Genomic DNA, 23,681 nt, shown 5'->3' on the forward strand with positions numbered 1-23,681 from the left:
TCACACGGGCAGTGATGGCATGGCTGCTGATGACATGGGCACGCCGTCCCAGTACTCTTGCCGATCGCGGAACTGACCAGCAGTCAGAGCGGGCTCAGGGCTGCAACAGCTGAAGAGCGGGGCCTGCTCAACAGAACGGGGGATCGGTTGAGTACCCATGACGAGACGCGCGAGGAGAGCGGTCCACCGCGTCTCCAAGTGCGGTTGCTGACTGCGGCGGGGGCGTGCGGCGCGACGCTGCTGGCGGCGTCACTCGCCGTCGTTCTCAGCGGCGCCAACGAAGTGACCGTGCCGGGCGTGCCGAGCCCGTCCGGACTGCCGACGTCCTTACCCAGCTCCTTACCGACCTCGCTGCCGACCGATCTGCCGACCGGCCTCCCCAGCGACCTCCCGTCGTCGATGCCCACGGACCTGCCCACGGATCTGCCTACGGACCTCCCCACTGATCTGCCTACCGGCCTGCCCAGCATGCCGGAGCTGCCGGAGCTGTCCGGAGGTGGCTCATGAGGGGGCCGCGTCTCGTGTCGGTACGCGACGACCCCCGGGCGCGGGCACGGGCGTTGCTCATCGCACGCGTCGCCATCGCGTTCTACCTCGTGGAGCTGCTGCTCAACCTGACCCGGCCGCATCTGCTGCCCGACGAGCCGGCCCTGTCGATCTTCTACAAGCTGCCCGGGAACTCGGGCTCGCTCGGGCGGCTGCTGTCGATGCCGGAGCTGGTGTTCTGGGTCATGCTCGCGGGCATCGTGGCCGGTGCGGCCGTACAGGTCTACGCGGCGCTCACCCGCCGCAGCCGTAAAGGTGACAGCGGTGAGGGCGACGCCGGACGGCGGGCGATCACGCTGACCTGGATCACCCTGGGCTGCCTGTTGCTGCCGTTCGGGCTGATCTCCCTGACCGTCCTCGTCGAGTTCTTCCCGATCACCCTGCTGTGCCTGCCCACCACGGCCCTGGTGCTGCTTCTGCTGCGCTCGGTCGTACGGTTCGCCCGGGTGCCCTGGTCGGCGCTCCTGATCGCCTTCGGCTGGGGCGTGCTGATCGTCTTCGGGCTCGGCCGTGCCTACACCAGCCTGGGGTTCGGCACCGTCTACGGCTATCTGGGCCCGCGCGCCGGGACCGGCCTCGGCGAGTTCACCAAGGGGCTCGACGACACCCTCGCCCTGCTGATCCTGCACCTCGGCCTCGTCAACGCACTCATCGTCGCGGCGGGCGTCGCCCTGCTGCTCATGCTGCTGCGCCATCGCGTCACGGACGCGGTGACGGGGCTGCTCCTCGGCGCGGCCGTCGGGCTCGGCTACTGCTTCGTGGAAAGCGTGCTGATCATCAAGCTGTACGGCTCGTTGGGCGTCTTCATGGGGCCCACCAGCGGCTTCGAGTACTGGATCCGCCAGTCGATCGGCCTGCTCGGCGGGCAGGTGACATTCGGTGCGCTGGTCGGAGCCGCGCTCGGCGCGGCCGCCGGCGCCCGCAGACGGGGCTTTCTCGTCGGGGCGGGCCTCTTGGCGGCCGTCGGCGGGGCGACGGCGTCCGAGACCCTGTCGGGCTGGCTGTCCGGCCGGCTGGAGGACCAGGTGGAGGTCGGCAGCGCGCTGGACACGCTCGTGGTCTCGCCGTTGCTCTGGCTCCTTCCCCAACTTCCCTTCTTCGCACTGGCCGTGGCGCTCCTCGTGACCGGGATACGGTCCCGCGCCCCCGCGCTGCGAAACGCGGTGGCGGCGGAGACCGCGGCGGCAGGGGCCATCACGGCGGCGGAGGCACCGGTCCTCGTCTCGCCCGTACTGCGGTTCTGGGCGGTGGTGAGTACGTGGCGGGCGTACGGCAGGACCGCGGCGCTGGCCCTGCACCGGTTGCAGACCGCCCAGTTGGAACTTGCGAGCTGGCGGGCGCAGAACGATCCGGAAGCGGGGACCGAGGGGGACGAGTTGCGGGCACGGGTCATGCGGGTCAAAGGCGTACGTGAGGTGAACTCGTGAGCCGTCACGACAGTGTTTCCCGCACCGCGGCACGCCCGCCGCGGTGGATGCGAGTGCGCGGCGCCGCCGCGCGGCTGGCCGTCTGCGCGGTCCTGGCGGCCTGCGCCATGCTGTCGGCCCCGCAGGAGGCGTCCGCCTGTGCCGTCAGCTACGGCTACCGGCCGTCGATGGACATCAACACCCTGCGGGAGCACCGGACCTGCTCGGCCGGAACCTCCGCGGCCGGGGTGGCCGGCGTCGCCGTACTGGTACTCGGCGCCCTGGCCGCCGCGGGGGTGGCCGCCTTCCGCAGCGGTGAGCGGCGGATGGGAGCGGGCGAGCGGGGCCGGACCGGGCCGCACCCGGCCCTGACCGCCTACCTGGAAGCCACGGGCATGGCCCCGCCGGAACGGGGGCAGCACCATGCGCCGTAACGTGCTGCGCCTCGGAGCGCTGTTCACCGCGCTGTTCCTCGCCTGCGCGCCGACTGTGCTGGAGGGCGGGCCGACGGTCGCCGCCGCGCCGTCCCCCGGCCCCGCGCACTCATACAAACTGCTGGTGAAACCGGGCGTGGCACCGACGGGCAAGGACCTGGACAGCATCGCCAGGAAGGTGATCCAGGACCCGATGGGGCAGGAGCTGCACCTGGCCGTCGAGCGGTTCAAACTGCTCCCCGTGCGGCCGCCGAACACCTCCGTGGCGTTCTTCGACTTCGGCTGGATGGTGAACAGCCCCGACCTGCCCGGCTGGCTGAAGGACAGCTATCCCCACTTCCTGGGTGAGTTCACGGACGAGGTGAGGTCGCCCAGCACCGCGCCATCCTGGAAGTATCCGCTGCACGGCCGCATGCTCGACGCCGAGAACTATTTCTACGACGACCTCTTCGAGGAACTCGGCGTGCGGCCCACGGATTCCTACGGAAATGACCAGGTGCTGGCGCTCGCCACGGGCAGCAGGGGCGACAACCGGCACTCCGAGGACGCGATGGACGAGTTCATGTCGCGCACCCTGGACGAAGCCCTGCGCCGAACAGCCCGCACACCGGCCCAGGTGCAGGAGACGGCCAAAATCATCAGGGTGATCAAGGGCCACTCCGGGGCCGGCATCGCGGGCCAGCGGAGCTACTGCAACGACTGTGCTCCCAAGGTCAGCAAGGCCGGCTACAAATTCCGGAACGAACTCTTCATCGTCAAGTTCGACAAGCGGGGCTCTCCGCAGGCGAAGCTCGCCAACAGTACGCTCAAGCAGCTGCCGGTCAAGCTGGCGAAGGAGTACAAGAAGCAGGACGAGAAGGCCGCGACCGAGGCCGTGAACAAGGTGGGCCTGACGAGTTCCTGCCCGCTCGGCGGCACCGCGCAGACGATGGACCTCGCGGCCCTGTCCAGGTCAGCGCCCTGTGGCGGGGACAAGAGCGGCCTGGCCGGGGCGCTCTCCTCATCGGACTACGGCGGCGTCGACTTCTCCACCCTGCAACTGCGCTACCTCTCGGACGACGCCGACTCGGGCGTGCGGTACGCATTCTCCGCCAAGGCCGCTGAGAAGGGACTGGAACAGGATTCCCGCTCGGGCCGCAGCTCGCTCATCGGCAGCATGGCGGACCTGCGTACCTGGCTCGTGCTGAGCCCCGACACATTCTGGGTGAACCTCAATCCGGCCGAGCCGGACCGCATCATCGACTCCGCGCTCGGCCGGACGAACGCGGGCCGGGCGCTGCTGGAGGCGGACTGGCGGATGAAGCGGACGCAGGGAAAGCTGCTGGACCCCGGGACCTCTTTCGGCGCCGAATACTGGAGAAAACTCGGCGGCTCGGGAGGACGCAGCTGCTATTCGTCACGGATGTGGATCGTTCCGGGGAAGGTGGAGGTGCGCGAGGACGGTTCCTCGCTCTACGTCCTCAAGGCCGCGCTCGACGTCAAGGCCAAGGCCGAGAAGGTCGCCGGGCTGGGCCGGTCCGGGTGCAACGCGGACCCCGCGGAAACGGCACGCAACGAGCGGCTGGAACAGGAAATGGTGGTGCCGAAGATCGCGAAGGCGGTCAATACGGACCCCGAGTACGCGGCGTTGCGCCAGGCGTTCCTGGCCCGCGTCGTCGCGCAGTGGATCCTCGACCGGCACGCCGCCGGCCACACCACGTCGTTCGACAAGCTGATCGGCTCGGGCGATCTGGGGCCCGCCACCCTGGACGGCTCGTGGGAGCCGAAACAGGTGTACTCCGACTATGTCCGCTCCATCAGCGAAGGGGATTTCACCTACAGGCGGACGACCCGCGTCGGCAACAAGATCATCACCTATGTGATGCGGACCGGTGGGGTCGACTTCAGCAGACTCCGGCCGGACAAGCTCAGCTCGGCGGAGATGGGCCGGCAGGTGCCCCAGCTGCCGCGGACCGTACGGCAGTCCGCCGACCGGCCCACGACGGCGGCGGACGGTTCGGTCTGGCTCGCCGACTCGGCGGCGCCACCGCACATCGGCACCTGGGAACGGATCCGCGGCTTCCTCGGGGGCACGACCGGCATCCTCGTCGTCGTGGTGGTGGCCCTGGCGATCCTGCTGCTGTTCGTCCGCGACGGCTCGGCGCTGCGCCGCAAGGTCACCGAATGACGGCCGTGGCGGCCCCGCTCATGGCCCGCTGTGGTGATCCGAACCGCCGGTGAGCCCGTGGCGTGCGGATGCCCGGCCTACACGCTGCTGACGCTGGGGCCGCCGTAGTCGTGCGGCGGGCCGCCGCGCCATTCGACCCAGGCCGGGTCGTCGAGGAGGGGTTCGGCGTCGGGGAGGCCGCTGCGCCGGAGGAACTCCACGACGTCCATGTCGCTCTGCGCGAGGCCGAGGTTCTCCCCGTCGACGTGCACATGCCGCCCGCCGGCGGGGGAGGGCGGCTGGATGACGATGCGGGTGGTGCTCATGCGTCCACCGTGCCGCCTGTGGAGCGGGCCCGCATCCGAGGGCTCCGCCGGCCGGCCTCCCCGGGCGGCCCGGCCGGCGGCTCCCGAGGGGCGGTGATCATCGTCCCCCGAAGCGTGGATACCGTGCGGACATGGCAGACATGTTCGAAGGAGGGGCAGGTGGTCGCGCATGCTGATCGATGAGCTGCGGCAGGAACTGCCGGACGGACGGCTGGTCGAGGACCCGGAGGTCGCCGCGGGATTCGTCCACGACGAGGCCGAGTGGGCCCCGCACGGCAGCCCCTGCGCCGTCGTCCGGCCGCGCACCGCGGAGGAAGTGCGCACGGTCGTCCGGGCCTGTCTGCGGCACGGTGTCCCGCTCGTCACGCGCGGCGCCGGCACCGGCCTCTCCGGCGGCGCCAACGCCGTCGAGGGATGCGTCGTGCTCTCCACCGAGCACATGAACGCGATCCACGAGATCGACCCCGTGGAACGGCTCGCCGTCGTGGGCCCCGGTGTCGTCAACGACGACCTGCGGGCCGCCTGCGCCGAGCACGGCCTCTGGTACCCGCCGGACCCGGCCAGCGCCCCCTGGTCGACCATCGGCGGCAACGTCGCCACCAACGCCGGCGGCCTGTGCTGCGTGAAGTACGGCGTCACCAGGGACTACGTCCTCGGCCTCGAAGTCGTCACCGGCACCGGCGAGCTGGTCCGGCTGGGGCGGCGCACCGCCAAGGGCGTCGCCGGCTACGACCTCGCCGGGCTGATGGTCGGCTCCGAGGGCACGCTCGGCGTGATCACCGAGATCACCGTAAGGCTGCGGCCCCTGCGCGAGCCGGAGCGCACGGTCGCCGGGTACTTCTCCTCGGTCGTGGACGCGGGCCGCGCCGTCGCCGCTGTCGGCGCCGCCGGGCTCACGCCCTCGGCGCTGGAGCTGATCGACCGGCACTGCCTGGCCGCCGTCGACAAGTGGAAGAACATGGGCCTGTCCGTCGACGCCGACGTGGTCCTGCTCGGCCGTACGGACGCGCCGGGCCCGGCCGGGGAGCAGGAGGCGGCACGCATGCTGGCCTGCTTCGAGGAGGCGGGAGCGACCTGGGCCGCGCAGTCCACCGACCAGGAGGAGGCCGACGCGCTGTTCGACGCCCGGCGGCTCGCCTACCCGGCGCTGGAGCGCCTGGGCCCGGTCCTCACCGAGGACGTGTGCGTGCCCAAGGCCGCCGTACCGGAGATGCTGGCCCGCATCGAGCGCGCCGCCACCCGCCACGACACCCTCATCGCCAACATCGCGCACGCCGGGGACGGCAACCTCCACCCCCTGCTCATCACCCCACCCGGCGACACCGAGGCCCGGGAGCGGGCCCAGGCCGCCTTCCACGAGATCATCGCGGAGGCCATCGCCCTCGGCGGCACGGTCACCGGCGAGCACGGCGTCGGCCTCCTCAAGCGCGACGGCCTCGCCCAGGAGCTGCCCGCGCCCGTCATCGACATGCACCATGCGATCAAGACGGCGCTGGACCCGCAGGGCATCCTCAACCCCGGCAAGGTCGTGCCCGAAAGTGCCCGAGAGGACCGCGCTGACTGACCGGAAGGCCCCGACGGCGGACCGTTCGGGCAGCCCCGCGCGCGGGGACGGTCCCCCGTGCCCGTGTGCGGCGGACCAACCTCTACGCTGCTGATCAACCGTTGGCCGCCGCGGTGCGTCGCACAGGGCATGACAGAAGAAGCGAGGGGGACGAACACTTCCATGCACGGTCTCGAACCCGCGGATCCGCCGGACCTGGGCGGCTATCCGCTGCTTGCCAGGCTCGGTGCGGGCGGCATGGGGCAGGTGTACCTGTCACGGACGCACACCGGACTGCCGCTGGCGCTCAAGACGGTACGCGCCGACCTCGGCGCCGAGCTGGGCTTCGAAGCCCGCTTCGACCGGGAGATCCGCAACAGCGACCGGGTGCGTTCCCCGTGGTCCGTCGCCGTCGTCGACCACAGCACCGCCGGGCAGCGGCCCCAGTGGCTGGCCACCGAGTACGTACCGGCGCCATCGCTCGGCGACTGGGTCGAGCAGGCGGGCCCGCTCCCCGAGCCGGCCCTGCTGGCCCTGGCCGTCGAACTGTGCGGAGCGCTCCGCGAGGTGCACAACACCGGTCTGGCCCACCGCGATGTCAAGCCCGGCAACGTCCTGCTGGCGGGCGACCACCCGCGGCTGATCGACTTCGGTATCGCCCGCGCCGCCGACGACTCCCGGCACACCCACACCGGCGGCATGATCGGCTCGCCCGGCTTCCTCGCGCCCGAGCAGGCCACCGGAACCGGGACCTCCATGCCCGCCGACGTGTTCTCGCTGGCCGCCGTCCTGGCCCACGCCGCGACCGGACGCGGCCCCTTCGCCCGGCCCGCGGAGAACGCCTCGGCGCCCGTGCTGCTCTACCGCATCGTCCACGAGGAACCCGACCTCGGCGGCGTGCCCGAGGCGCTGCGGCCGCTGCTGGCGTCCTGCCTGGTCAAGGAGGCGGAGCAGCGGCCGACGGCGAGCGCGCTGGGCGAGTGGCTGGCACGGATCGGCGCCGACGGGCACCACTGGCAGCAGGTGGTTCCCCCCGAGCTGGCCGAGGAACTGGCCGCCCGTGAGCGGACGCTGCGCAGGCTGGCCGAGGGCCCGACCGCGACGCAGCACGCGCCGGGAGCCGGGGCGCCCGGGTTCGGCCCGCCGCCGACCATGTCCCCGGCGGGCCGGCCTTCCGCCTTCGCCCCGCCCGCCTCCTTCGGGCCGCCCTCCGCCCCGGCCCCGGGCGCCGTGCAGCCACCGGCGGGTACGCAGCTGCCGGGAGTCGCGCAGGCCTCGTACTCCATGCCGGCACCGCTGCCCCCGCAGGTCCCGGACGGCGCTCGGCCGGTCGCCACCCCGCCCGCACGGAAGCGGCTGTCGAACCGCATGCTCGTCGCCCTCATCCTGCTGGCGCTCCTGCTCTCGCCCCTCCTCAGCCGGACGATGCGGGATCCGGTGTTCTACGCCGTCCTTCTGGCCCCCTTCGTCCTCATCAGCTTCCTCATCCGCAAGGCCGTCCTCCGGCGCCGGAGACGCGAGGGCCGCTAGCCGTCCGGCCCCGGACCCGGTCCGTGGGACGAAAACCGAGGTCCGTGGGGAACCGGGGGCCCGGGGGCGCTAGCGTGGTGCCTGCCGTTGACCACCGGCCGCGGGCCGGACACGGGCGCATCGCGGGGAGGAAGAGAAACATGCAGGTCGGAGCCGTCCGTTGAGAATCTTGCACACCTCCGACTGGCACCTGGGCCGCTCGTTCCACCGCGTGAACATGCTCGACCACCAGCGTGCCTTCCTCGACCACCTCATCGAGACCGTCCGGGACCTCGAGGTCGACGCCGTGGCCGTCGCGGGTGACGTGTACGACCGTGCCGTGCCGCCGCTGGCCGCCGTCGAGCTGTTCGACGACGCGCTGCACCGCCTCGCCGAGCTCGGCGTGCCCACCGTCATGATCTCCGGCAACCACGACTCCGCGCGCCGGCTCGGCGTCGGTGCCCGCCTCATGGCGAAGGCCGGCATCCACCTGCGCACCGACCCGGCCGGCTGCGGCACGCCCGTCGTGCTCGCCGACGACCACGGCGACGTGGCCTTCTACGGTCTGCCGTACCTCGAACCGGCACTGGTCCGCGACACCCTCGGCGCCGAGAAGGCGCGCCACACCCAGGTGCTGCGCGCGGCCATGGACCGGGTACGGGCCGACCTCGCGGAGCGCCCCGCCGGCACCCGCTCCGTCGTCCTCGCGCACGCCTTCGTCACCGGCGGCGCCTCCAGCGACAGCGAGCGCGACATCACCATCGGCGGCGTCGCCTCCGTACCGGCCGAGGTCTTCGACGGCGTGGACTACGCGGCCCTGGGCCATCTGCACGGCTGCCAGCAGATCACCGACCGGGTGCGGTACTCCGGCTCCCCGCTCGCCTACTCCTTCTCCGAGGTCCACCACCGCAAGTCGATGTGGCTAGTCGACCTGGGCCCGGACGGCACGCCTGACGCTCAGCGGCTGCCGTGCCCCGTACCGCGGCCGCTCGCCCGGCTCCGCGGCCGCCTGGAAGACCTGCTGGCCGACCCGGATCTCGCCCGGCACGAGGAGTCCTGGGTCGAGGCGACCCTCACCGACACGGCGCGTCCGCACGAGCCGATGGCCCGGCTCGCCGAGCGCTTCCCGCACATCCTCGCCCTCGCCTTCGAGCCCGAAGCGCGCGACGGCGGCTCCGGGATCTCCTACGCGCAGCGGCTGCGCGGCCGTTCCGATCAGGAGATCGCCGAGGACTTCGTGGCCCACGTGCGGCCGGGCCGGGCCGCCGACGCCGCCGAGCGGTCGGTGCTGCGCGCCGCGATCGACGAGGTACGGACGGACGAAGCGGCCAAGGAGTCGGCGTGAAACTGCACAAGCTGACGCTCGCCGCCTTCGGGCCGTTCGGCGGCGTCCAGGCCGTCGACTTCGACGCCCTCTCCGGCGCCGGGCTCTTCCTGCTGCACGGCCCGACCGGCGCCGGCAAGACCTCCGTCCTGGACGCCGTCTGCTTCGCGCTGTACGGCTCCGTCCCCGGTGCCCGCCCCGGCGGCCCGTCCCTGCGCAGCGCGCTCGCCGCGGCCGGCACGGCCACCCAGGTCGTCCTGGACCTCACCGTCGGCGGCCGCCGGCTGGAGATCACCCGGCGGCCCGAACAGCCCCGCCCGAAGAAGCGCGGCACGGGCACGACGATGGAGAAGGCGTACAGCGCGCTGCGCGAGTACGACCCGGTGGCGCGTGAGTGGAAGGCGCTCAGCCGTTCCCACCAGGAGATCGGAGAGGAGATCCAGCAACTGCTCGGCATGAGCAAGGAGCAGTTCTGCCAGGTCGTGCTGTTGCCGCAGGGCGAGTTCGCGAAGTTCCTGCGGGCGGACGCCGAGGCCCGCGCCAAGCTGCTCGGCCGGCTCTTCGACACCCGCCGGTTCGCCGCGCTGGAGGAGCGGCTCGCGACGGTGCGCAAGGCGGCCGCCGACCGGGTCACCGCCGCCGACGACCGGCTCCTCGCGCTCGCCCACCGGATGGCGCAGGCCGCCGGCGACACCCCCGACCTCACCGACGGCTCCGTACCGGCGCCGGGCCGCGCGGAGGAGCCCGCCACCGGCACCGGCAAGGGCTCCCGTACCCGTACGAAGAAGGCCGCGGCGCGTACCGACACCACGCCCGCGCCCGGCGAGCCCGGCTTCGCCGCCACCGTGCTGGCCTGGGCGGCCGTCGCCAGGTCCGGAGCCCGCGAACGGCTGGAGATCGCCGCTGCGGCGGCCGCCACCGCCGAGGGCGCCGCCGACGACGCCGCCCGCGCGCTGGAGGACACCCTCGAACGCGCCCGGCTCCAGCAGCGCCACGCCGAGGCCCGCCGCCGGGCCGAAGCCCTCGATGCGCAGGCCGACGACCGGGACCGTGCCCGGCAGCGGCTGGACCGCGCACGCAAGGCCCAGCGCGTCGCTCCCGGCCTCGCGCTGCGCGACGCCGCCTGGCGCGACCACGAGGCCGCGCACGCCACCGAACACCGCTGCCGGGGGCTGCTGCGCCCGGACCTCGTGGACGCCGGCGGCGACCAGCTGTCGGACCTCGAACACCACCTCAGGGGCGAACTGGGCTCCCTGGACGCGGCCCGCCGCGACGAGCGGCGCGCCGCCGACATCGCCACCGAACGTACAGCGCTGGAGCGTGAGGCCCGCGACGACGAGCAGACCCTCCTGGACGCCGGTGACTGGCTGGCCGGCTGGGAGGCCACCCGCGCCGCCCACCAGCACCGCATCGACACCGCCCAGGAAGCGGCGGCCCGCGCAGAACAGCTCGGCGCCCGCGTCGAACCCGCCGAGGCCCGGTTGGCCGCAGCGCGCCGCCGCGACCGCGCCACCGCCGAACTGGCCGACGCCGAGCGGGCGGTGCTCCGCGCGCAGGAGGCGGCGAACCAGGCGCACGAGGAGTGGCTGAAGCTCAAGGAAGCCCGGCTGCACGGCATCGCCGCCGAGCTGGCCAAGGACCTCAAGGACGGCGAGCCGTGCGCCGTCTGCGGTGCGACCGGTCACCCGGCCCCCGCCCGCACGACGGCCGGCCATGTGGACCGCGAGCGGGAGGAGGGCGCGTTCGCCGATTACGAGCGCGCCGTGACCGCCCGCGACCGGGCCGAGCAGACGCGGGGGGCCGTCAAGGAGGAGCTGGCCGCCGCGGCCGCGGGAGCCGGTGACGCGTCGGTCGACGACCTCGCCCGGGAACTGGCGGAGCTGCGTACGGAGTACACCGAGGCGCATGCCACCGGCGCCGGGCTGCACGCCGCGCGCGAAGCCCTCGCCCGGGCCGAGCGCGAGTACGAGCAGCGCCGGGCCGAGCAGCAGGCCGCGCAGCAGCGCACCGCGGCGCGTGACTCCCGCCGCGACGCGCTGGACCGCGAGGAGCAGGCCCTGGTCGAGGGGCTGCGCCGGGCGCGCGGGGACAGCGCGAGCGTCGCCGACCGCGCGCACCGCCTGGAGCGGCAGGTCGCGCTGCTCGCCGAGGCGGTCACCGCGGTACGCGCCGCCGAGACCGCCGCCGAGCGTTTGAAGGAAGCCGACGCGGCGCTGGCCGACGCCGCGTACAAGGCGGGCTTCGACACCCCGCGGGAGGCCGCCGCCGCCATGCTCGGCGACGACGACTGGCGGCACGTCCAGGGCCAACTGGACGCCTGGCAGGCCGAGGAGACCGCGGTCGCGGCCGAGCTCGCCGACCCGCGCATCGCCGACGCCGCGGCGCTGCCGCCCGCCGACACCGACCGGGCCCGCGCCGTCTCGGAGACCGCGGCCCGCCGGCTGCGCGAGGCCGCCACCGACCGCGCCACGGCGCACGAGCGCTGCGCCGAGCTGGACCGGCTGTCGGCCCGTGCCGAGTCCGACGCCCGCGAACTGGCGCCGCTGCGCGAGGAGTTCGACCGCGTCGCCCGCCTCGCCTCCCTCACCGCGGGCACCTCGGCGGAGAACGAACGCAAGATGCGGCTGGAGTCCTACGTGCTCGCCGCCCGCCTCGAACAGGTCGCGGCCGCTGCCAGCGCCCGCCTGACGAAGATGTCGGCGGGCCGCTACACCCTCGTGCACTCCGACGAACGGGCCGGCGGTGCCCGTCGTTCCGGCCTCGGCCTGCATGTCGTCGACGCGTGGACGGGGCAGGAGCGCGACACCGCGGGTCTCTCCGGCGGCGAGACGTTCTTCGCCTCGCTCTCCCTGGCGCTGGGCCTCGCCGATGTGGTCACGGACGAGGCCGGCGGCACCCGGCTGGACACCCTCTTCATCGACGAGGGTTTCGGCAGCCTCGACGAACAGACCCTCGACGAGGTGCTGGACGTACTGGACTCCCTCCGCGAACGGGACCGCAGCGTCGGCATCGTCAGCCACGTCGCCGACCTGCGCCGGCGCATCCCGGCCCAGCTGGAGGTCCTCAAGAACCGGTCGGGTTCGTCCGTACGGCTCCGCGTCGCAGGCGGCACCGGCTGACACCGGTGGCACCGACGCGGGGCCTCAGGGGCTGACGGGGCGGGCGGCGAGCGGGGAGGAGTACACGACATTGGTCGTCACGGAGCCCAGTGCGCCGATCCGCCCCGCCACCTCCTCCAGGTGCCGCATCGACCGCGCCGCGACCTTGATGATGAAGCAGTCGTCGCCGGTGACGTGGTGCGCCTCCAGGATCTCCGGGGTGGTGTCCAGGAGGTCGTGGAACGGCTCGTCGTTGCCGTTCGGATAGCGCAGCCGTACGAAGGCCAGCACCGGCAGCCCGACCTGCTCGGGATTCACCACGGCCGCGTATCCGCGAATCACCCCGGCCTCCTCCAGCCGCCGCACCCGCTCGGTGACGGCACTGGCGGACATGTTCACCTCCCGCGCCAGCACGGCATACCCCGCGCGCCCGTCCTCCTGAAGGGCACGCAGTATCCGCCAGTCGGTGGCATCGGGGGAGTACGGGGGCGAACTCGTCATGACCGCTGTCTAGCAGTGGAATCCCCGGCGGATCAATGGGTTCACCGGGGATTTTCGGTTCAGGGCTCCTTCCGTTCCGGGGCTGCCGCCGCCAGGTCGGCCACCGTCCCGGACATGACCGTGCGGAGGTGCCGGGTGAGGTGATCGAGGGGCCAGTCCCACCAGGCGAGGTCCAGCAGGCGGGCGATGTCCGCCTCGTCGTACCGGAGACGGAGGAGGCGGGCCGGGTTGCCGCCCACGATGCCGTAGTCGGGCACGTCGTCCACGACCACCGAACCCGAGGCGATGACCGCGCCGTGGCCGATGCGCACGCCGGGCATCACCGTCGAGCGGTAGCCGAACCACACGTCGTGCCCGACCACGGTGTCCCCGCGCCCCGGCAGGCCGCTGATCAGGTCGAAGTGGTCGGCCCACGAGCCGCCCATGATGGGGAAGGGGAAGGTGGAGGGGCCGTCCATACGGTGATTGGCGCCGTTCATCAGGAATCGCACGCCCTCGCCGAGCGCGCAGAACTTCCCGATGACCAGCCGCTCAGGCCCGTAGTGGTACAGCACGTTGCGGGTCTCGAACGCGGTCGGGTCGTCCGGATCGTCGTAGTAGGAGAACTCGCCCACCTCGATCAGGGGCGAGGTGACCAGCGGCTTGAGCAGCACGACGCGCGGCTGGCCGGGCACCGGGTGCAGCACGGTCGGATCGGCGGGCAGGAGCGGGGGCATGAGCGGGCCTCTTTCTGCTGGTGTGAGCGTCAGGTTGGCCCTGACGATGCGTCATGGGTGCGGAAAACGGGGTGACAACGGTCGATTCGGCGGCCAGGGTGGTCGGCCATGACCACCCACGACCACGACCGGTCCGCCGACGCACCCGAACCCTCCCCGTCCGCCGACGCGCTGCGCCGCGAGCAGTACCCGCTGCGCGGACGCACGGCACTGGTCACCGGAGCCAGCCGGCGCGGTGGCATCGGCTACGCCGTCGCCCGCCGGCTGGCCGCCTACGGTGCGAGTGTGTACCTGCACCACCACGTCCCGCACGACGCGCGGCAGCCGTGGGGTGCCGACCCGGGCGGACCCGAAGCGGTCGCAGCGGGCGTACGGGAGGTGGCGGTGCCCGGCGCTGTGGTGGCGCACGGCCCGGCCGACCTCGCCGATCCCGATGCACCGGCCCGCCTCCTCGGCGCGGCCGCGGGCGCGCTCGGCGGCCGCCTGGACATCCTCGTCGCCAACCACGCGCTCAACGGCAGCGACGGCACCCTCGGCACCATCGACGCGGCCGTGCTGGACGCGCACTGGGCGACCGACGTGCGGTCGGTGGTCCTGCTGGCGCAGGCGTTCGCCCGGCACCGCACCCCCGAACAGCCCGGCGGCCGTCTCGTGATGATGACGTCCGGCCAGGACCAGGGCGGCGGCATGCCGGGGGAGGTGGCCTACGGCCTGGCCAAGGGCGCGCTGGCCTCGGCGACCCGGACGCTCGCCACCGCTTTCGCGCCGCTCGGCGTCACGGTGAACACCGTCAACCCCGGCCCGGTCGACACCGGTTACGCGGTCGGGGAACTGCGCGAGTGGGTCGCCGGGCGCTTCCCCGGCGGGGCGTGGGGCGCGCCCGACGATCCGGCCCGGCTCATCGCCTGGCTCGCCACGGACGAGGCGGGCTGGATCACGGGCGAGGTCATCAACTCGGAGGGCGGTTTCCGGCACTGAGCGGCCGCGCCTCCCGTGCCCCGCCGTCATCGGCCCGTTCCCCCGCCCCGACCGCTTCCGCCGTACCGGCCCCAGCACCGTTCCCCCCGTACTCGAAGACGTGCGTCTCCGCCTCCTCGCCCGTGCGCAGAAAGCCGGACCGCTCCAGCACGCGCTGCGAGAGGAGGTTGGCCGGCTCCGTGGCGGCCCGCAGTGTGCGGACCTCGGGGCGGGACCACGCCCACGAGGCGAGCAGCCGCACCGCGTCCGTCGCCCAGCCGGCGCCGCGGGCCGAGGGGGACAGGTCGTACCCCAGCTCTGCCGTGCCGGTCTCGTCGGGCGGACCGTGGAAGCCGATACCGCCCAGGGCCACGCCGTCCTCGGTGCGGGTGATGGCGTAGGTGCCCCAGCCGGGCCGGTAGAGCCCGGCCGCCGCGAGCTGCACCATGATCCCGGCGCCTTCCACCGTGCCCTCCGGCGGCGCGCCGTCCACCCAGCGCAGCCCGGCCGTACCGCCGTCGGCGAGCCGGGCGCACTCGGTCGGGGGCAGCGCCCGCAGCGTCAGCCGGCCGGCCGTGAGCGCGAGCGGGAAGCCGGACCCGGCGGCGGTCAGCGCCTCGAACAGCCGTGCTGTGTCCGTGTCCGTGGCCGGGCCGAGGCCGGTGGTCTGCCCGTCGCTCACGGCGAGCGTCCGCCACGCCCCGGCAGTGCCGGGCGCGAGGTCGGTCGTGACGAAGCGGTTTCCCGAGCGGCGTACCAGCGTCGCCACTTCGGCCGGAAGGGCGGCGGGGTGGGGTGTCGCGCCAGCCGTCGCGTCCGGGTGTGCGGTCGTCAGCACCGGCACGGCGTCCACCCACCACACCCGCGTCGCCGCAGCGGCGGCCGACGGAGCGCCGTCCGCCGGGCTTTGAGGGGCGGCGAGGTACTGCTCCGGGCCGGTGAGCAGCGTGCGGTCCCGGTCCGCGAGCGCCGCCGCCAGCGCGGTGTACGACGCGCCGGTCAGCGGCCCACCGCGGTACCAGGCGGTCCCGGGCCCGGCGGGCACACCGGCGACGGCCCGCGCCGTGTCGCCCGCCCGCAGCGCTTCGTCGTCGGTGACGGCGACCTGTGCCCCCGCCGCGCGGGCGGCTCGTGCCTCCCGGTCGACTTCCGGAGCCGGATGCCCGGGCCGCGACGGATCGCCGGGAAGCAGGAAGAGGAGGGTCATGAGCACGGACCCTACGGACCACTGGCCCCGGCCGCCACGGATTTACTCCGGCAGCGGCAGAGGGGCGGCGCCCCGGCCGGGCCGCCGCCCCTCCTGCGCAGTGCGGTCTACAGCGCCGACAGCTCGCTTTCGAGGTCGTCGAGGCCGAGGGAGCCCTGGGAGAGGGCCGCCATGTGCCACTTCTTGGGGTCGAAGGCGTCGCCGTGGCGGCGGCGGGCGGCCGCGCGGCCGTTCAGCCAGGCGCGCTCGCCCAGCTTGTAGCCGATCGCCTGGCCGGCCATGCCCTGGTACCGGATGATCTCGCTCTCCACGAAGTCGGAGGGCCGGCCGCAGTGCGCGTCCATGAACTCCTGCGCCAGCTCCGGTGTCCAGCGCTCGCCCGGGTGGAACGGCGAGTCCTTCGGGATCTCCAGCTCCAGGTGCATGCCGATGTCGATGATCACGCGGACCGCGCGCATCATCTGGGCGTCGAGGTACCCCAGCCGGCGTTCCGCGTTGGTGAGGTAGCCCAGCTCGTCCATCAGCCGCTCGGCGTACAGCGCCCAGCCCTCGGCGTTCGCGCTGACCATGCCGACCGTGGTCTGGTAGCGGGAGAGCTGGTCGGCGACGTGCGCCCACTGCGCGAGCTGGAGATGGTGGCCCGGCACGCCCTCGTGGTACCAGGTGGAGACCAGGTCGTACACCGGGAAGCTGGTCTCGCCCATGGTCGGCAACCAGGTGCGGCCCGGACGGGAGAAGTCCAGCGAGGGGCCGGTGTAGTACGGCGCGGCGGCGGAGCCGGCGGGCGCGATCCGCGACTCGACACGCTTGACCCGCTCGGCCAGTTCGAAGTGGGTACCGTCCAGCGTCTCGATGGCCTCGTCCATCAGGGACTGGAGCCACCGCTGGGCCTCGTCGACGCCCTCGATCTTCTCGCCGTGCTCGTCGAGCCAGGCCAGCGCCTCCCAGGGGGACTTCGCGCCCGGCAGGACCTTTGCGGCCTCCTTCTCCATCTCGGCGAGCAGCCGGTGGAACTCGGACCAGCCGTACGCGTACGCCTCGTCGAGGTCGAGGTCGCTGCCGTTGTAGTAGCGCGCGAGGCGGGCGTACCGCTCGCGGCCCACCACGTCGGGGGAGCCCTCGACGGCCGGCGCGTAGGTGTCGCGCAGCCAGTCGCGCAGCTCGCTCAGCGCTGCGGTGGCGAACCGGGCCGCCTCGTCGAGTCCCTTGCGCAGGCTCTCGGGCCCGGCGGCGGCGAAGTCCGCGAACCAGCCGCCGTCCTCACCGATCCACTCGGCGAGCTGCCCGAGCACCGTCCGCACCTGCCGCGGCCCGGCCGGCAGCCCGCGCCGCAGACCCTCGCCGAGCGCGGCCCGGTACCCCTCCAGGGCGGCGGGGACGGCGCGCAGCCGCTGCTCGACGGCCGCCCAGTCCTCGTCCGTCCCGGTCGGCATGATGGTGAAGACCTGGCGCACGGAGTGCAGCGGCGAGCTGAGGTTGCTGACCGCCCGCAGACCCTCACCGGACTCGTGCACGGCGAGCTCGGCGGTGAGCCGCTCGCGCAGCAGCCGGGCGCAGCGCCGCTCGTTGTCGCTGTCGGCGCCGGGCCGGGCCTCGGCGGCGGCCAGCCGGTCGAGCGTGGTGCGGGCCAGCTGGGCCAGCGCCTCCTGCCCGGTGGGGGAGAAGTCGGGCAGCTTGCCGGAGCTCTCCGGTACGCCGAGGAACGTGCCGGTGATGGGGTCGAGGGCGATGAGGGCGTCGACGTACTCGTCGGCGACCCGGCGGGGCAGCGGCTCGGCTTCGGAGCCGGCCCGACCGGTGGAAGCGTTGGGTTCGGACATGGGCCCATCCTGGTACGGATGGGCCCACCGCGTCACCAGCAATATTGGTTACGAGCCTGTCGGAAGGCTTTCTTCGCCCTCCGCTGAATCGCGCACCCCGTCGGCGGGCAGTACGTCGGCGTTGCGCGCCCGCAGCCGGTCCCGTACCAGGGCGATGCCCACCACCACGGCGGCGGCCAGCAGCGACAGGGTGACCTGCTGCCGGCCGTCCGGGTCGGTCAGCATGTAGACCAGCACGAAGGAGATCATGCCGATCGTCGCCCAGGTCAGATACGGGAAGAGCCACATCCGTACGACCAGCTTCGACGGGTCGTCGCGCAGGATCATCGCGCGCATCCGCAGCTGCGCGAAGGCGATGACCAGCCACACGAACAGGGCGACGGCGCCGGAGGAGTTCAGCAGGAAGGCGAAGACGGTGTCCGGCCACTCGTAGTTGAAGAACACCGCGACGAAGCCGAAGAGGACGGAGGAGAGGATCGCGGCGCGCGGCACACCGCGGGCGCTGGTCCGCGCGAACGCCTTCGGTGCGTCACCCCGCCGGCCGAGCGAGAAGGCCATACGGGAGGCGGTGTAGAGACCGGAGTTGAGGCAGGAGAGCACCGCCGTCAGCACGATGACGTTCATGACCTGGCCGACGTGCGGGATGCCGATCGAGTTCAGGGCGGCGACGTAGCTGCCGTCCTTGGTGATCGAGGGGTCGTTCCACGGCAGCAGGCTGACCACGATGAAGATCGAGCCGAGGTAGAAGACGCCGATGCGCCAGATGACGCTGTTGGTCGCCTTGGTGACCGCGCGCTGCGGGTTCTCCGATTCACCGGCCGCCAGGGTGACGATCTCGCTGCCCATGAAGGAGAAGACCACCATCAGGACGCCGGTGAGGATCGAGCCCGGCCCGTTCGGCATGAATCCGCCGTGTCCGGTGAGGTTCGCGATGCCCGCGGTCTCGCTGTGCGCACCGGGCAGCACGCCGAAGACGGCCAGCATGCCGATCACGACGAAGGCACCGATGGCCACGACCTTGATCCCGGCGAACCAGAACTCGAACTCGCCGTACGAGGCGACCGACGCCAGGTTCGTCGCGGTGAGCACCACCATCACGATCAGGGCCCAGCCCCACTGCGGCACGGCCGGTATCCAGCCCTCCAGGATCTTGGCGCCGGCCGTCGCCTCGACGGCCAGCACCACGACCCAGAAGAACCAGTAGAGCCAGCCGATCGAGAAGCCGGCCCAGCGGCCGAGCGCCCGGTCCGCGTACGCGGAGAACGAACCGGAGCTGGGGTAGGCGGCGGCCATCTCGCCCAGCATCCGCATCACGCACACGACGAGCGCGCCGACCAGTGCGTACGACAGGAGGATGGCGGGACCGGCGGCGGCGATGCCGGAGCCGGAGCCGACGAAGAGACCGGCGCCGATCACTCCGCCGATCGCGATCATGGACAGATGGCGGTTCTTGAGCCCGGCCTGCAGGCCGTCCGAAGGGCGTCCGCCGTCACCGGGGGCGGGGGGCGACGGCGCCACGTCGGTCGTCGGTTGCGTGCTCATACGGTCCTCGGCATTCGGTGGGATTCCATCCCTGCGCGGGGCAGGGCGCAACGCCGCGGGTGCGGCGGGTCGCGATGAGGGTGCGTCGCGTGGGGAGGCGGAGAGCCGGCGGCGCGCTGCGGACGGACGCCCGGCTTGCGGGACCCGCCCTCGGGGATGGCCCCGGACCTCGGGGGTCGCCCGGTGGCCACGAGGGTTCGATCTTGCGTTACGCAGACGCTAGGAAGAATTCGCCCCGCTCACCATGTACAGATGTCACACCCTCCGCGCCTGCCGTTTTGACACGTGCACAAACGCGCAGCTCAGAGGCGGTGCGAAAGGATGTCCTCGCCGGTCAGTGCGGCCGGATCGGTGTCGTCGGCGACATCTTCCGGGGCGATGCCGGCATATCGCGCGAGGGCCGCGACGTCCCGCCCCTGGATCAGTGGGAGCGCTTCCGCGATCCGCTCGTCGCTCCAGTTCCACCAGCCGGTCCGCCACAGCAGCTTGCGGCGCAGCGGGTCGAAGCGGTGCCGCACGACCCGGTGGTCGCCCACCACGACGGAGTAGGGGGCGACGTCCTTGGAAACGGTGGCGCGCGCCCCGATGATCGCGCCGGTCCCGATGCGTACGCCGGGCAGGACGACCGCCTCGTAACCGGTCCACACCTCGTGCCCGACGACGGTGTCACCGGCAGGCGCCCAGGCGTCGTGCTCGTGCGGGAAGAAGTTGAAGCCGTACGGGGTGACCGCGTCGGGGTGGGTGTCGTGTCCGTGATTGCCGCCCAGCAGGAAGGCGGTGCCGGAGGCGAACTGGCAGAAGTTCCCGATCCGCAGCCGGTCGAGGGGGACGCCGCTCGCGCCGTACTCCGTACGGTCGTCGAACGCGTAGCGCAGCCGTCCGGCGAAGCCGTCCCCGTGGTGGTAACCGCTGTACCAGCTGTGCCGGCCGTCCTCCAGTGCGATGAGCGGGTGTGCGGCCACGTCGGGATCGGTGTCGATGCGCTGCACCTGGGTGAAGTCTTCGAAGATGTCGGTCATGGTCGCGGACGCTAACAGCGCGGCCGCACCGGAGCTTTCGAATTTTGTTGTGGGGAGGGGGTGGACGGAGTGTGGGGTTTTTGCACCCGGTGCTCCGGGGCTCGGTGTTACTCGGTAGTCAGTACGCTGCGCATTGTTACGATCCCGCCATGGCGGGGGACACCGGCCTACGGGCCCATGGCAGTGCACCGACCGACCCGAGCACACATCAGCTGAGACTCTTCCTGACGCTGGCCGAGGAGATGCATTTCGGACGGGCGGCCAAGCGGGTCTTCATGACCCAGCCCGCCTTCTCGCAGCAGATCCGTTCGCTGGAGCGCCGCCTCGGTCTGACCCTGGTCGACCGCACCACGCGCACCACGGGACTGACCCCGTCCGGACTCGAACTGCTCCCGGAGATCCGGGCGATGGTGGCCGCCGCCGACCGGCTGCGGCGGGTCGCCGGAGAACGCGTCCGTACGCTCTCGGGCCGGGTGGTCATCGGCTCCTTCGAGGCCATCACCTCCATCCACCCCATCCCGGACGTGCTGGAGGAGCTGAAGGCGCGGCACCCCGGCATGGAGGTCGAGATCGCGCGGACCAGCTTCGCCGACTCCGCGGCCACCGTCCTCTCGGGCGGGGTGGACGCGGCGTTCCTCTTCCCGCCGGTGCCGCCCGGCATCCAGCTCCACCGGCTCGCCGAGATGCCCCGCGTGGCATGCCTGGCCGCCTCCGACCCGCTGGCGGACGCGGGCCCGCTCATGCTCAAGCAGCTGGACGGACACCGGCACATCGGGTGGTCACCGGAGATCCCCAAGGTCTGGCGGGACTTCTGGTCGGTCGATCCGCGGCCCGACGGCACACCGGCCCGCTACACCGCCCACCAGGTCGGCGAGTTCGAGCCCGCGCTCACGGCCATCGCGCTCGGCGACGGCATTCAGCTCCCGCCGGAGCCGGCCCGCTGGCTCTACCAGCGGCACGGCGTCGCGTACACCGAGGTCACCGATCTCGCGCCGTGCCATGCCGCGCTCGCCTGGCGGGCCCGGGACCGTGACCGGCCGATAGTGGCCGCACTGCGCAGTGCGGTGCGCACGGTCCTGGGCCGCGGCACATAGCGCGACATGCGCCGAAGGCAGCGGGAACCGCCGGCCGGTCACGCCGGCCGGCGGCTCCCGTCGCCGCCCGTGCGGCTCAGCCCTCGTACCGCGCGAAGACCCAGGTGCAGTTGCTCAGCACGAAGGCCAGGGTGAACCACTTGACGCCGGCGGCGCGGCCGCGACCCGCGGGCCCCGGCTCATCGGGGGTTCTCCGCGTGCGTGAGGGTCTCCCAGGCGACGAAGAGGTTGTTGGAGCCGGCCGGGCGTCCCTGCTCGGTGAGCTTCTGCGTGTTGGTCATGGCCTGGCCGAGCCGGCCGTGCAGGGCGTTGAAGCCGACCTCGGTGACCGGGCCCATGCCGCGCTTGATGCTGCCGCCGCACAGCCAGCTCGGCGGCGCCTCGCCCAGCTCGTACTTGGCCTGGAAGCCCAGCGCGTACCGCAGCCGCTCGCCGACGTCCGTGCCGTAGAGGTCCTGGCCCTGGATGCGGCTGGTCTCGGCGATGTGCGAGATCGCGGAGATGCCGTAGCCGGTGTGGGTGAAGTCGCGGCAGGTCTCCTGGGTGAGGCCGTTCACGAACGTGGACTGGCCCTGCCAGTACTTGATGATCTTGTCCCGGGTGTCGAGCCCACTGCCGGGCGCGGCCTTCGGCAGCTCACCGTCGCTGCTGAGGTACACATACGCCGGCACCCGGCCGCGGAACTTCGCCATCGCCTTGTCGTACGAGGCCTTGTCGTCGAGGAAGACGGAGATGCCGACGGCGGCCTCCATCATGCTCAGTTCCCAGTTGCCGTTGGAGTTCGAGCCCTTGATGACTGTCGGCAGGTAGACGTCGCGCAGCATGGTCTTGAAGCGGTCGACCCTGTCCTGCGCCCAGCCCTGGTAGCTGTACCGGATGATCTCGGCGGCCCGCGGCCAGGAGGAGCCCGCCCAGCCGGTCTGCAGCGGGGCGTTGGAGTTGGTGTGGTCCTTGATGGTGCCGGACCAGGCGTCCATGAGCTCGATCGCCTTCTTGGCGTACCGCTCGTCCCGGCTGATGTACCAGATCAGCGCGTCGGTGTACGCGGCGAGCGCGTCCTCGCGCTCGTCAGTGCAGCCGTAGTCGGGGTCGGAGTAGGAGCCGCACTCCACGATGGCGCGGGGCTTGGGCGTGCGGTCCAGCGAGGCGTACTTGCTCGCCTTCATCCGGTCATAGGCGCTCTTCCAGGGCTGGGCCCCGGAGTTGACCTTCTCCCGTACGAAGTCGAGCTGGCCGCTGGAGACCAGGACGCCGGGGTGCGTGAAGGCGGCCGGCGCGGCGGCCGCGGTGCGGTCGGCGGACACGGGCCGGGGCGCGCCGGTGGCGGGGCCGGCGGCCAGGGCGGTGGCGAGGGTGGCCACCAGTGCGGTGGCGGCGAGGAGCGCGGTACCGGTGGTGCGTGCCGCGTGGCGGGGGCGTCTCTGTACAGGCATGTGGGGGTTCCGTCCTTGTATGTGAACGGTGGTCGCCTCTATGGACAGGCGCGATGGTCGGTGAACCTAAAGGTCTGAACCAGGCATGTCAACACTGGGAGCCGGAACCACCCGCACACGCCGCGCCCCCCACGCGCAGCCGGTGCCCGGGCCGGCCGAACGCCGGCCCGGGCACCGGTCTCAGGCGGGCTTGAGCGGGTCGTGCCCGATGTTCATCAGCCCGTGCCGCCAGTCGGCGCCGCCCGCCTGCGGGTCGCGGTGGTCGGCGCGCTGGCTCTCCACGATCTCGCACACCCGCCGCATGACCTGCGCGTCCTTCTCCGTGAGGTCGGTGCGGCGCTTGCCGAGGATCTCCGCCACGTGCCTGCCGATGGGCGCACCGGCCTGATCGGGGACCACCTCGGCGTCCTGCCCCGCGGCCTGGACGCTCAGCCACTCGTGCAGCTCACGCGACGTCATGTTGACGACGGAGTGGAACGTGTCCCACAACTCGTTGCTGACCTGCGCTGTCACGACATGCCTCCTCGGTTCGCGGTCGCCGGGCGCACGATCGCCCGGAACGTCCGCGCACAGGTATCCCGCGACGGATCGGGGCAAACCCGCTGCACCCGGACGGCGTGCCGCTGCCGAGGCGGCCGCTCAGGAGGTGCGTTCCAGCACCACCACCGGGATCTCCCGGTCGGTCTTCTGCTGGTACTCGTTGTACTGCGGCCAGGCCGCCGCCATCGTCCGCCACATCGCCGGCTTCTCCTCCGCCGTCGCCGTGCGGGCGCGGGCGGTGAAGCGGTCGCCCTTCACCTGCACCCCGACCTCTGGGTTGGCCTGGAGGTTCAGGTACCACAGGGGTGGTGTGTCCGCGCCGCCCTTGGACGCGACCACCAGCAGATCGTCACCGAAGCGTTGGTAGATCAGCGGCGTGCTGCGCCGCTCACCGCTCCGCCGCCCGGTGGTGGTGAGGATCAGCGTCGTGGTGCCCTGCCAGTCGTGGCCTTCCGCGACATCGGTCTCGACGTACCGCTTCACGTGCTCCTTGCCGAACAGCATCGGCCGGCTCCTTCGT

General features: G+C 72.6%; 20 protein-coding genes. 10 read left to right on the plus strand and 10 right to left on the minus strand.

The window, feature by feature from the left end:
- Nucleotides 1–198 precede the first annotated feature (198 nt).
- Genes ACIGQF_RS28660 through ACIGQF_RS28675 form a run of 4 tightly spaced genes read left to right on the plus strand, consistent with a single transcriptional unit; the run spans nucleotide 199 to nucleotide 4,553 of the window.
- Complete coding sequence (locus tag ACIGQF_RS28660; RefSeq protein ID WP_399715920.1) at nucleotides 199–507, plus strand: hypothetical protein; 309 nt, start codon at nucleotides 199–201, stop codon at nucleotides 505–507.
- The gene (locus ACIGQF_RS28665) at nucleotides 504–1,973 is read left to right on the plus strand and encodes a PrsW family glutamic-type intramembrane protease (protein WP_399715923.1); all 1,470 of its coding nucleotides are present in this window, start codon (nucleotides 504–506) and stop codon (nucleotides 1,971–1,973) included. The genes ACIGQF_RS28660 and ACIGQF_RS28665 overlap by 4 nt, the downstream gene beginning before the upstream one ends.
- On the plus strand, nucleotides 1,970–2,386 hold the full coding sequence (locus ACIGQF_RS28670) for a hypothetical protein (protein WP_399715926.1): 417 nt from the start codon (nucleotides 1,970–1,972) through the stop codon (nucleotides 2,384–2,386). Before ACIGQF_RS28665 ends, ACIGQF_RS28670 begins: the two co-directional genes overlap by 4 nt.
- On the plus strand, nucleotides 2,376–4,553 hold the full coding sequence (locus ACIGQF_RS28675; protein ID WP_399715929.1) for a hypothetical protein: 2,178 nt from the start codon (nucleotides 2,376–2,378) through the stop codon (nucleotides 4,551–4,553). Before ACIGQF_RS28670 ends, ACIGQF_RS28675 begins: the two co-directional genes overlap by 11 nt.
- Nucleotides 4,554–4,630: 77 nt before the next feature.
- Here the strand turns inward: ACIGQF_RS28675 and ACIGQF_RS28680 are convergent, their stop codons facing one another.
- Entirely contained in the window at nucleotides 4,631–4,858 is a 228-nt protein-coding gene (locus ACIGQF_RS28680) for a hypothetical protein (RefSeq protein WP_361551472.1), read from the minus strand.
- A 169-nt stretch (nucleotides 4,859–5,027) separates the two neighbouring features.
- Here ACIGQF_RS28680 and ACIGQF_RS28685 point away from each other — a divergent pair, with 169 nt between their 5' ends.
- The 4 genes from ACIGQF_RS28685 (at nucleotide 5,028) to ACIGQF_RS28700 (ending at nucleotide 12,353) form a co-directional block, all read left to right on the plus strand.
- A complete protein-coding gene (locus ACIGQF_RS28685; RefSeq protein ID WP_399715933.1) occupies nucleotides 5,028–6,422 on the plus strand; it encodes an FAD-binding oxidoreductase in 1,395 nt (464 codons plus the stop codon).
- 162 nt (nucleotides 6,423–6,584) lie between these two features.
- On the plus strand, nucleotides 6,585–7,931 hold the full coding sequence (locus tag ACIGQF_RS28690; RefSeq protein ID WP_399715937.1) for a protein kinase: 1,347 nt from the start codon (nucleotides 6,585–6,587) through the stop codon (nucleotides 7,929–7,931).
- Nucleotides 7,932–8,091: 160 nt separating this feature from the next.
- Nucleotides 8,092–9,255, plus strand: a complete 1,164-nt coding sequence (locus tag ACIGQF_RS28695) for an exonuclease SbcCD subunit D (protein WP_399715941.1) — start codon at nucleotides 8,092–8,094, stop codon at nucleotides 9,253–9,255.
- Nucleotides 9,252–12,353 carry an AAA family ATPase gene (locus ACIGQF_RS28700; protein ID WP_399715944.1) on the plus strand — a complete coding sequence of 1,034 codons (3,102 nt, stop codon included), beginning with the start codon at nucleotides 9,252–9,254 and terminating at the stop codon, nucleotides 12,351–12,353. The genes ACIGQF_RS28695 and ACIGQF_RS28700 overlap by 4 nt, the downstream gene beginning before the upstream one ends.
- 24 nt (nucleotides 12,354–12,377) lie before the next feature.
- On the opposite strand, the gene ACIGQF_RS28705 is transcribed toward ACIGQF_RS28700, so the two are convergent.
- Both ACIGQF_RS28705 and ACIGQF_RS28710 read right to left on the minus strand, forming a co-directional pair.
- A complete protein-coding gene (locus ACIGQF_RS28705; protein ID WP_399715947.1) occupies nucleotides 12,378–12,833 on the minus strand; it encodes an Lrp/AsnC family transcriptional regulator in 456 nt (151 codons plus the stop codon).
- A gap of 59 nt (nucleotides 12,834–12,892) precedes the next feature.
- Nucleotides 12,893–13,549: a CatB-related O-acetyltransferase gene (locus ACIGQF_RS28710; protein WP_399715950.1), complete on the minus strand. Its 657-nt coding sequence runs from the start codon at nucleotides 13,547–13,549 to the stop codon at nucleotides 12,893–12,895.
- Nucleotides 13,550–13,657: 108 nt separating this feature from the next.
- Between ACIGQF_RS28710 and ACIGQF_RS28715 the strand changes: the two genes are divergently transcribed.
- On the plus strand, nucleotides 13,658–14,527 hold the full coding sequence (locus tag ACIGQF_RS28715) for an SDR family oxidoreductase (protein WP_399715953.1): 870 nt from the start codon (nucleotides 13,658–13,660) through the stop codon (nucleotides 14,525–14,527).
- Here the strand turns inward: ACIGQF_RS28715 and ACIGQF_RS28720 are convergent.
- The 4 genes from ACIGQF_RS28720 to ACIGQF_RS28735 all read right to left on the minus strand — a co-directional run bounded on the left by ACIGQF_RS28720 (nucleotide 14,499) and on the right by ACIGQF_RS28735 (nucleotide 20,094).
- Complete coding sequence (locus ACIGQF_RS28720) at nucleotides 14,499–15,713, minus strand: GNAT family N-acetyltransferase (RefSeq protein WP_399715957.1); 1,215 nt, start codon at nucleotides 15,711–15,713, stop codon at nucleotides 14,499–14,501. The genes ACIGQF_RS28715 and ACIGQF_RS28720 overlap by 29 nt on opposite strands.
- A 107-nt stretch (nucleotides 15,714–15,820) precedes the next feature.
- A complete protein-coding gene (locus ACIGQF_RS28725) occupies nucleotides 15,821–17,533 on the minus strand; it encodes a DUF885 domain-containing protein (RefSeq protein WP_399715960.1) in 1,713 nt (570 codons plus the stop codon).
- A 48-nt stretch (nucleotides 17,534–17,581) separates the two neighbouring features.
- Nucleotides 17,582–19,075, minus strand: coding sequence for an amino acid permease (locus ACIGQF_RS28730; RefSeq protein WP_399715963.1), 1,494 nt, complete (start codon nucleotides 19,073–19,075; stop codon nucleotides 17,582–17,584).
- A gap of 302 nt (nucleotides 19,076–19,377) precedes the next feature.
- Nucleotides 19,378–20,094: a CatB-related O-acetyltransferase gene (locus ACIGQF_RS28735; protein ID WP_399715966.1), complete on the minus strand. Its 717-nt coding sequence runs from the start codon at nucleotides 20,092–20,094 to the stop codon at nucleotides 19,378–19,380.
- Nucleotides 20,095–20,243: 149 nt separating this feature from the next.
- Between ACIGQF_RS28735 and ACIGQF_RS28740 the strand changes: the two genes are divergently transcribed.
- Nucleotides 20,244–21,188 (plus strand): LysR family transcriptional regulator, encoded by a 945-nt coding sequence (locus ACIGQF_RS28740; protein ID WP_399715968.1) that lies wholly within the window; start codon nucleotides 20,244–20,246, stop codon nucleotides 21,186–21,188.
- A 179-nt stretch (nucleotides 21,189–21,367) separates the two neighbouring features.
- Here the strand turns inward: ACIGQF_RS28740 and ACIGQF_RS28745 are convergent, their stop codons facing one another.
- From ACIGQF_RS28745 to ACIGQF_RS28755, 3 genes are all read right to left on the minus strand, one after another.
- Nucleotides 21,368–22,621 carry an alginate lyase family protein gene (locus ACIGQF_RS28745; protein WP_399715971.1) on the minus strand — a complete coding sequence of 418 codons (1,254 nt, stop codon included), beginning with the start codon at nucleotides 22,619–22,621 and terminating at the stop codon, nucleotides 21,368–21,370.
- A gap of 180 nt (nucleotides 22,622–22,801) precedes the next feature.
- The gene (locus tag ACIGQF_RS28750; RefSeq protein ID WP_399715973.1) at nucleotides 22,802–23,134 is read right to left on the minus strand and encodes a DUF3140 domain-containing protein; all 333 of its coding nucleotides are present in this window, start codon (nucleotides 23,132–23,134) and stop codon (nucleotides 22,802–22,804) included.
- Between the two features lie 126 nt (nucleotides 23,135–23,260).
- Nucleotides 23,261–23,665 (minus strand): nitroreductase family deazaflavin-dependent oxidoreductase, encoded by a 405-nt coding sequence (locus ACIGQF_RS28755; RefSeq protein WP_399715976.1) that lies wholly within the window; start codon nucleotides 23,663–23,665, stop codon nucleotides 23,261–23,263.
- Nucleotides 23,666–23,681: the final 16 nt, after the last annotated feature.

Source organism: Streptomyces sp. NPDC053560, from assembly GCF_044544605.1.
GTDB lineage: Bacteria > Actinomycetota > Actinomycetes > Streptomycetales > Streptomycetaceae > Streptomyces.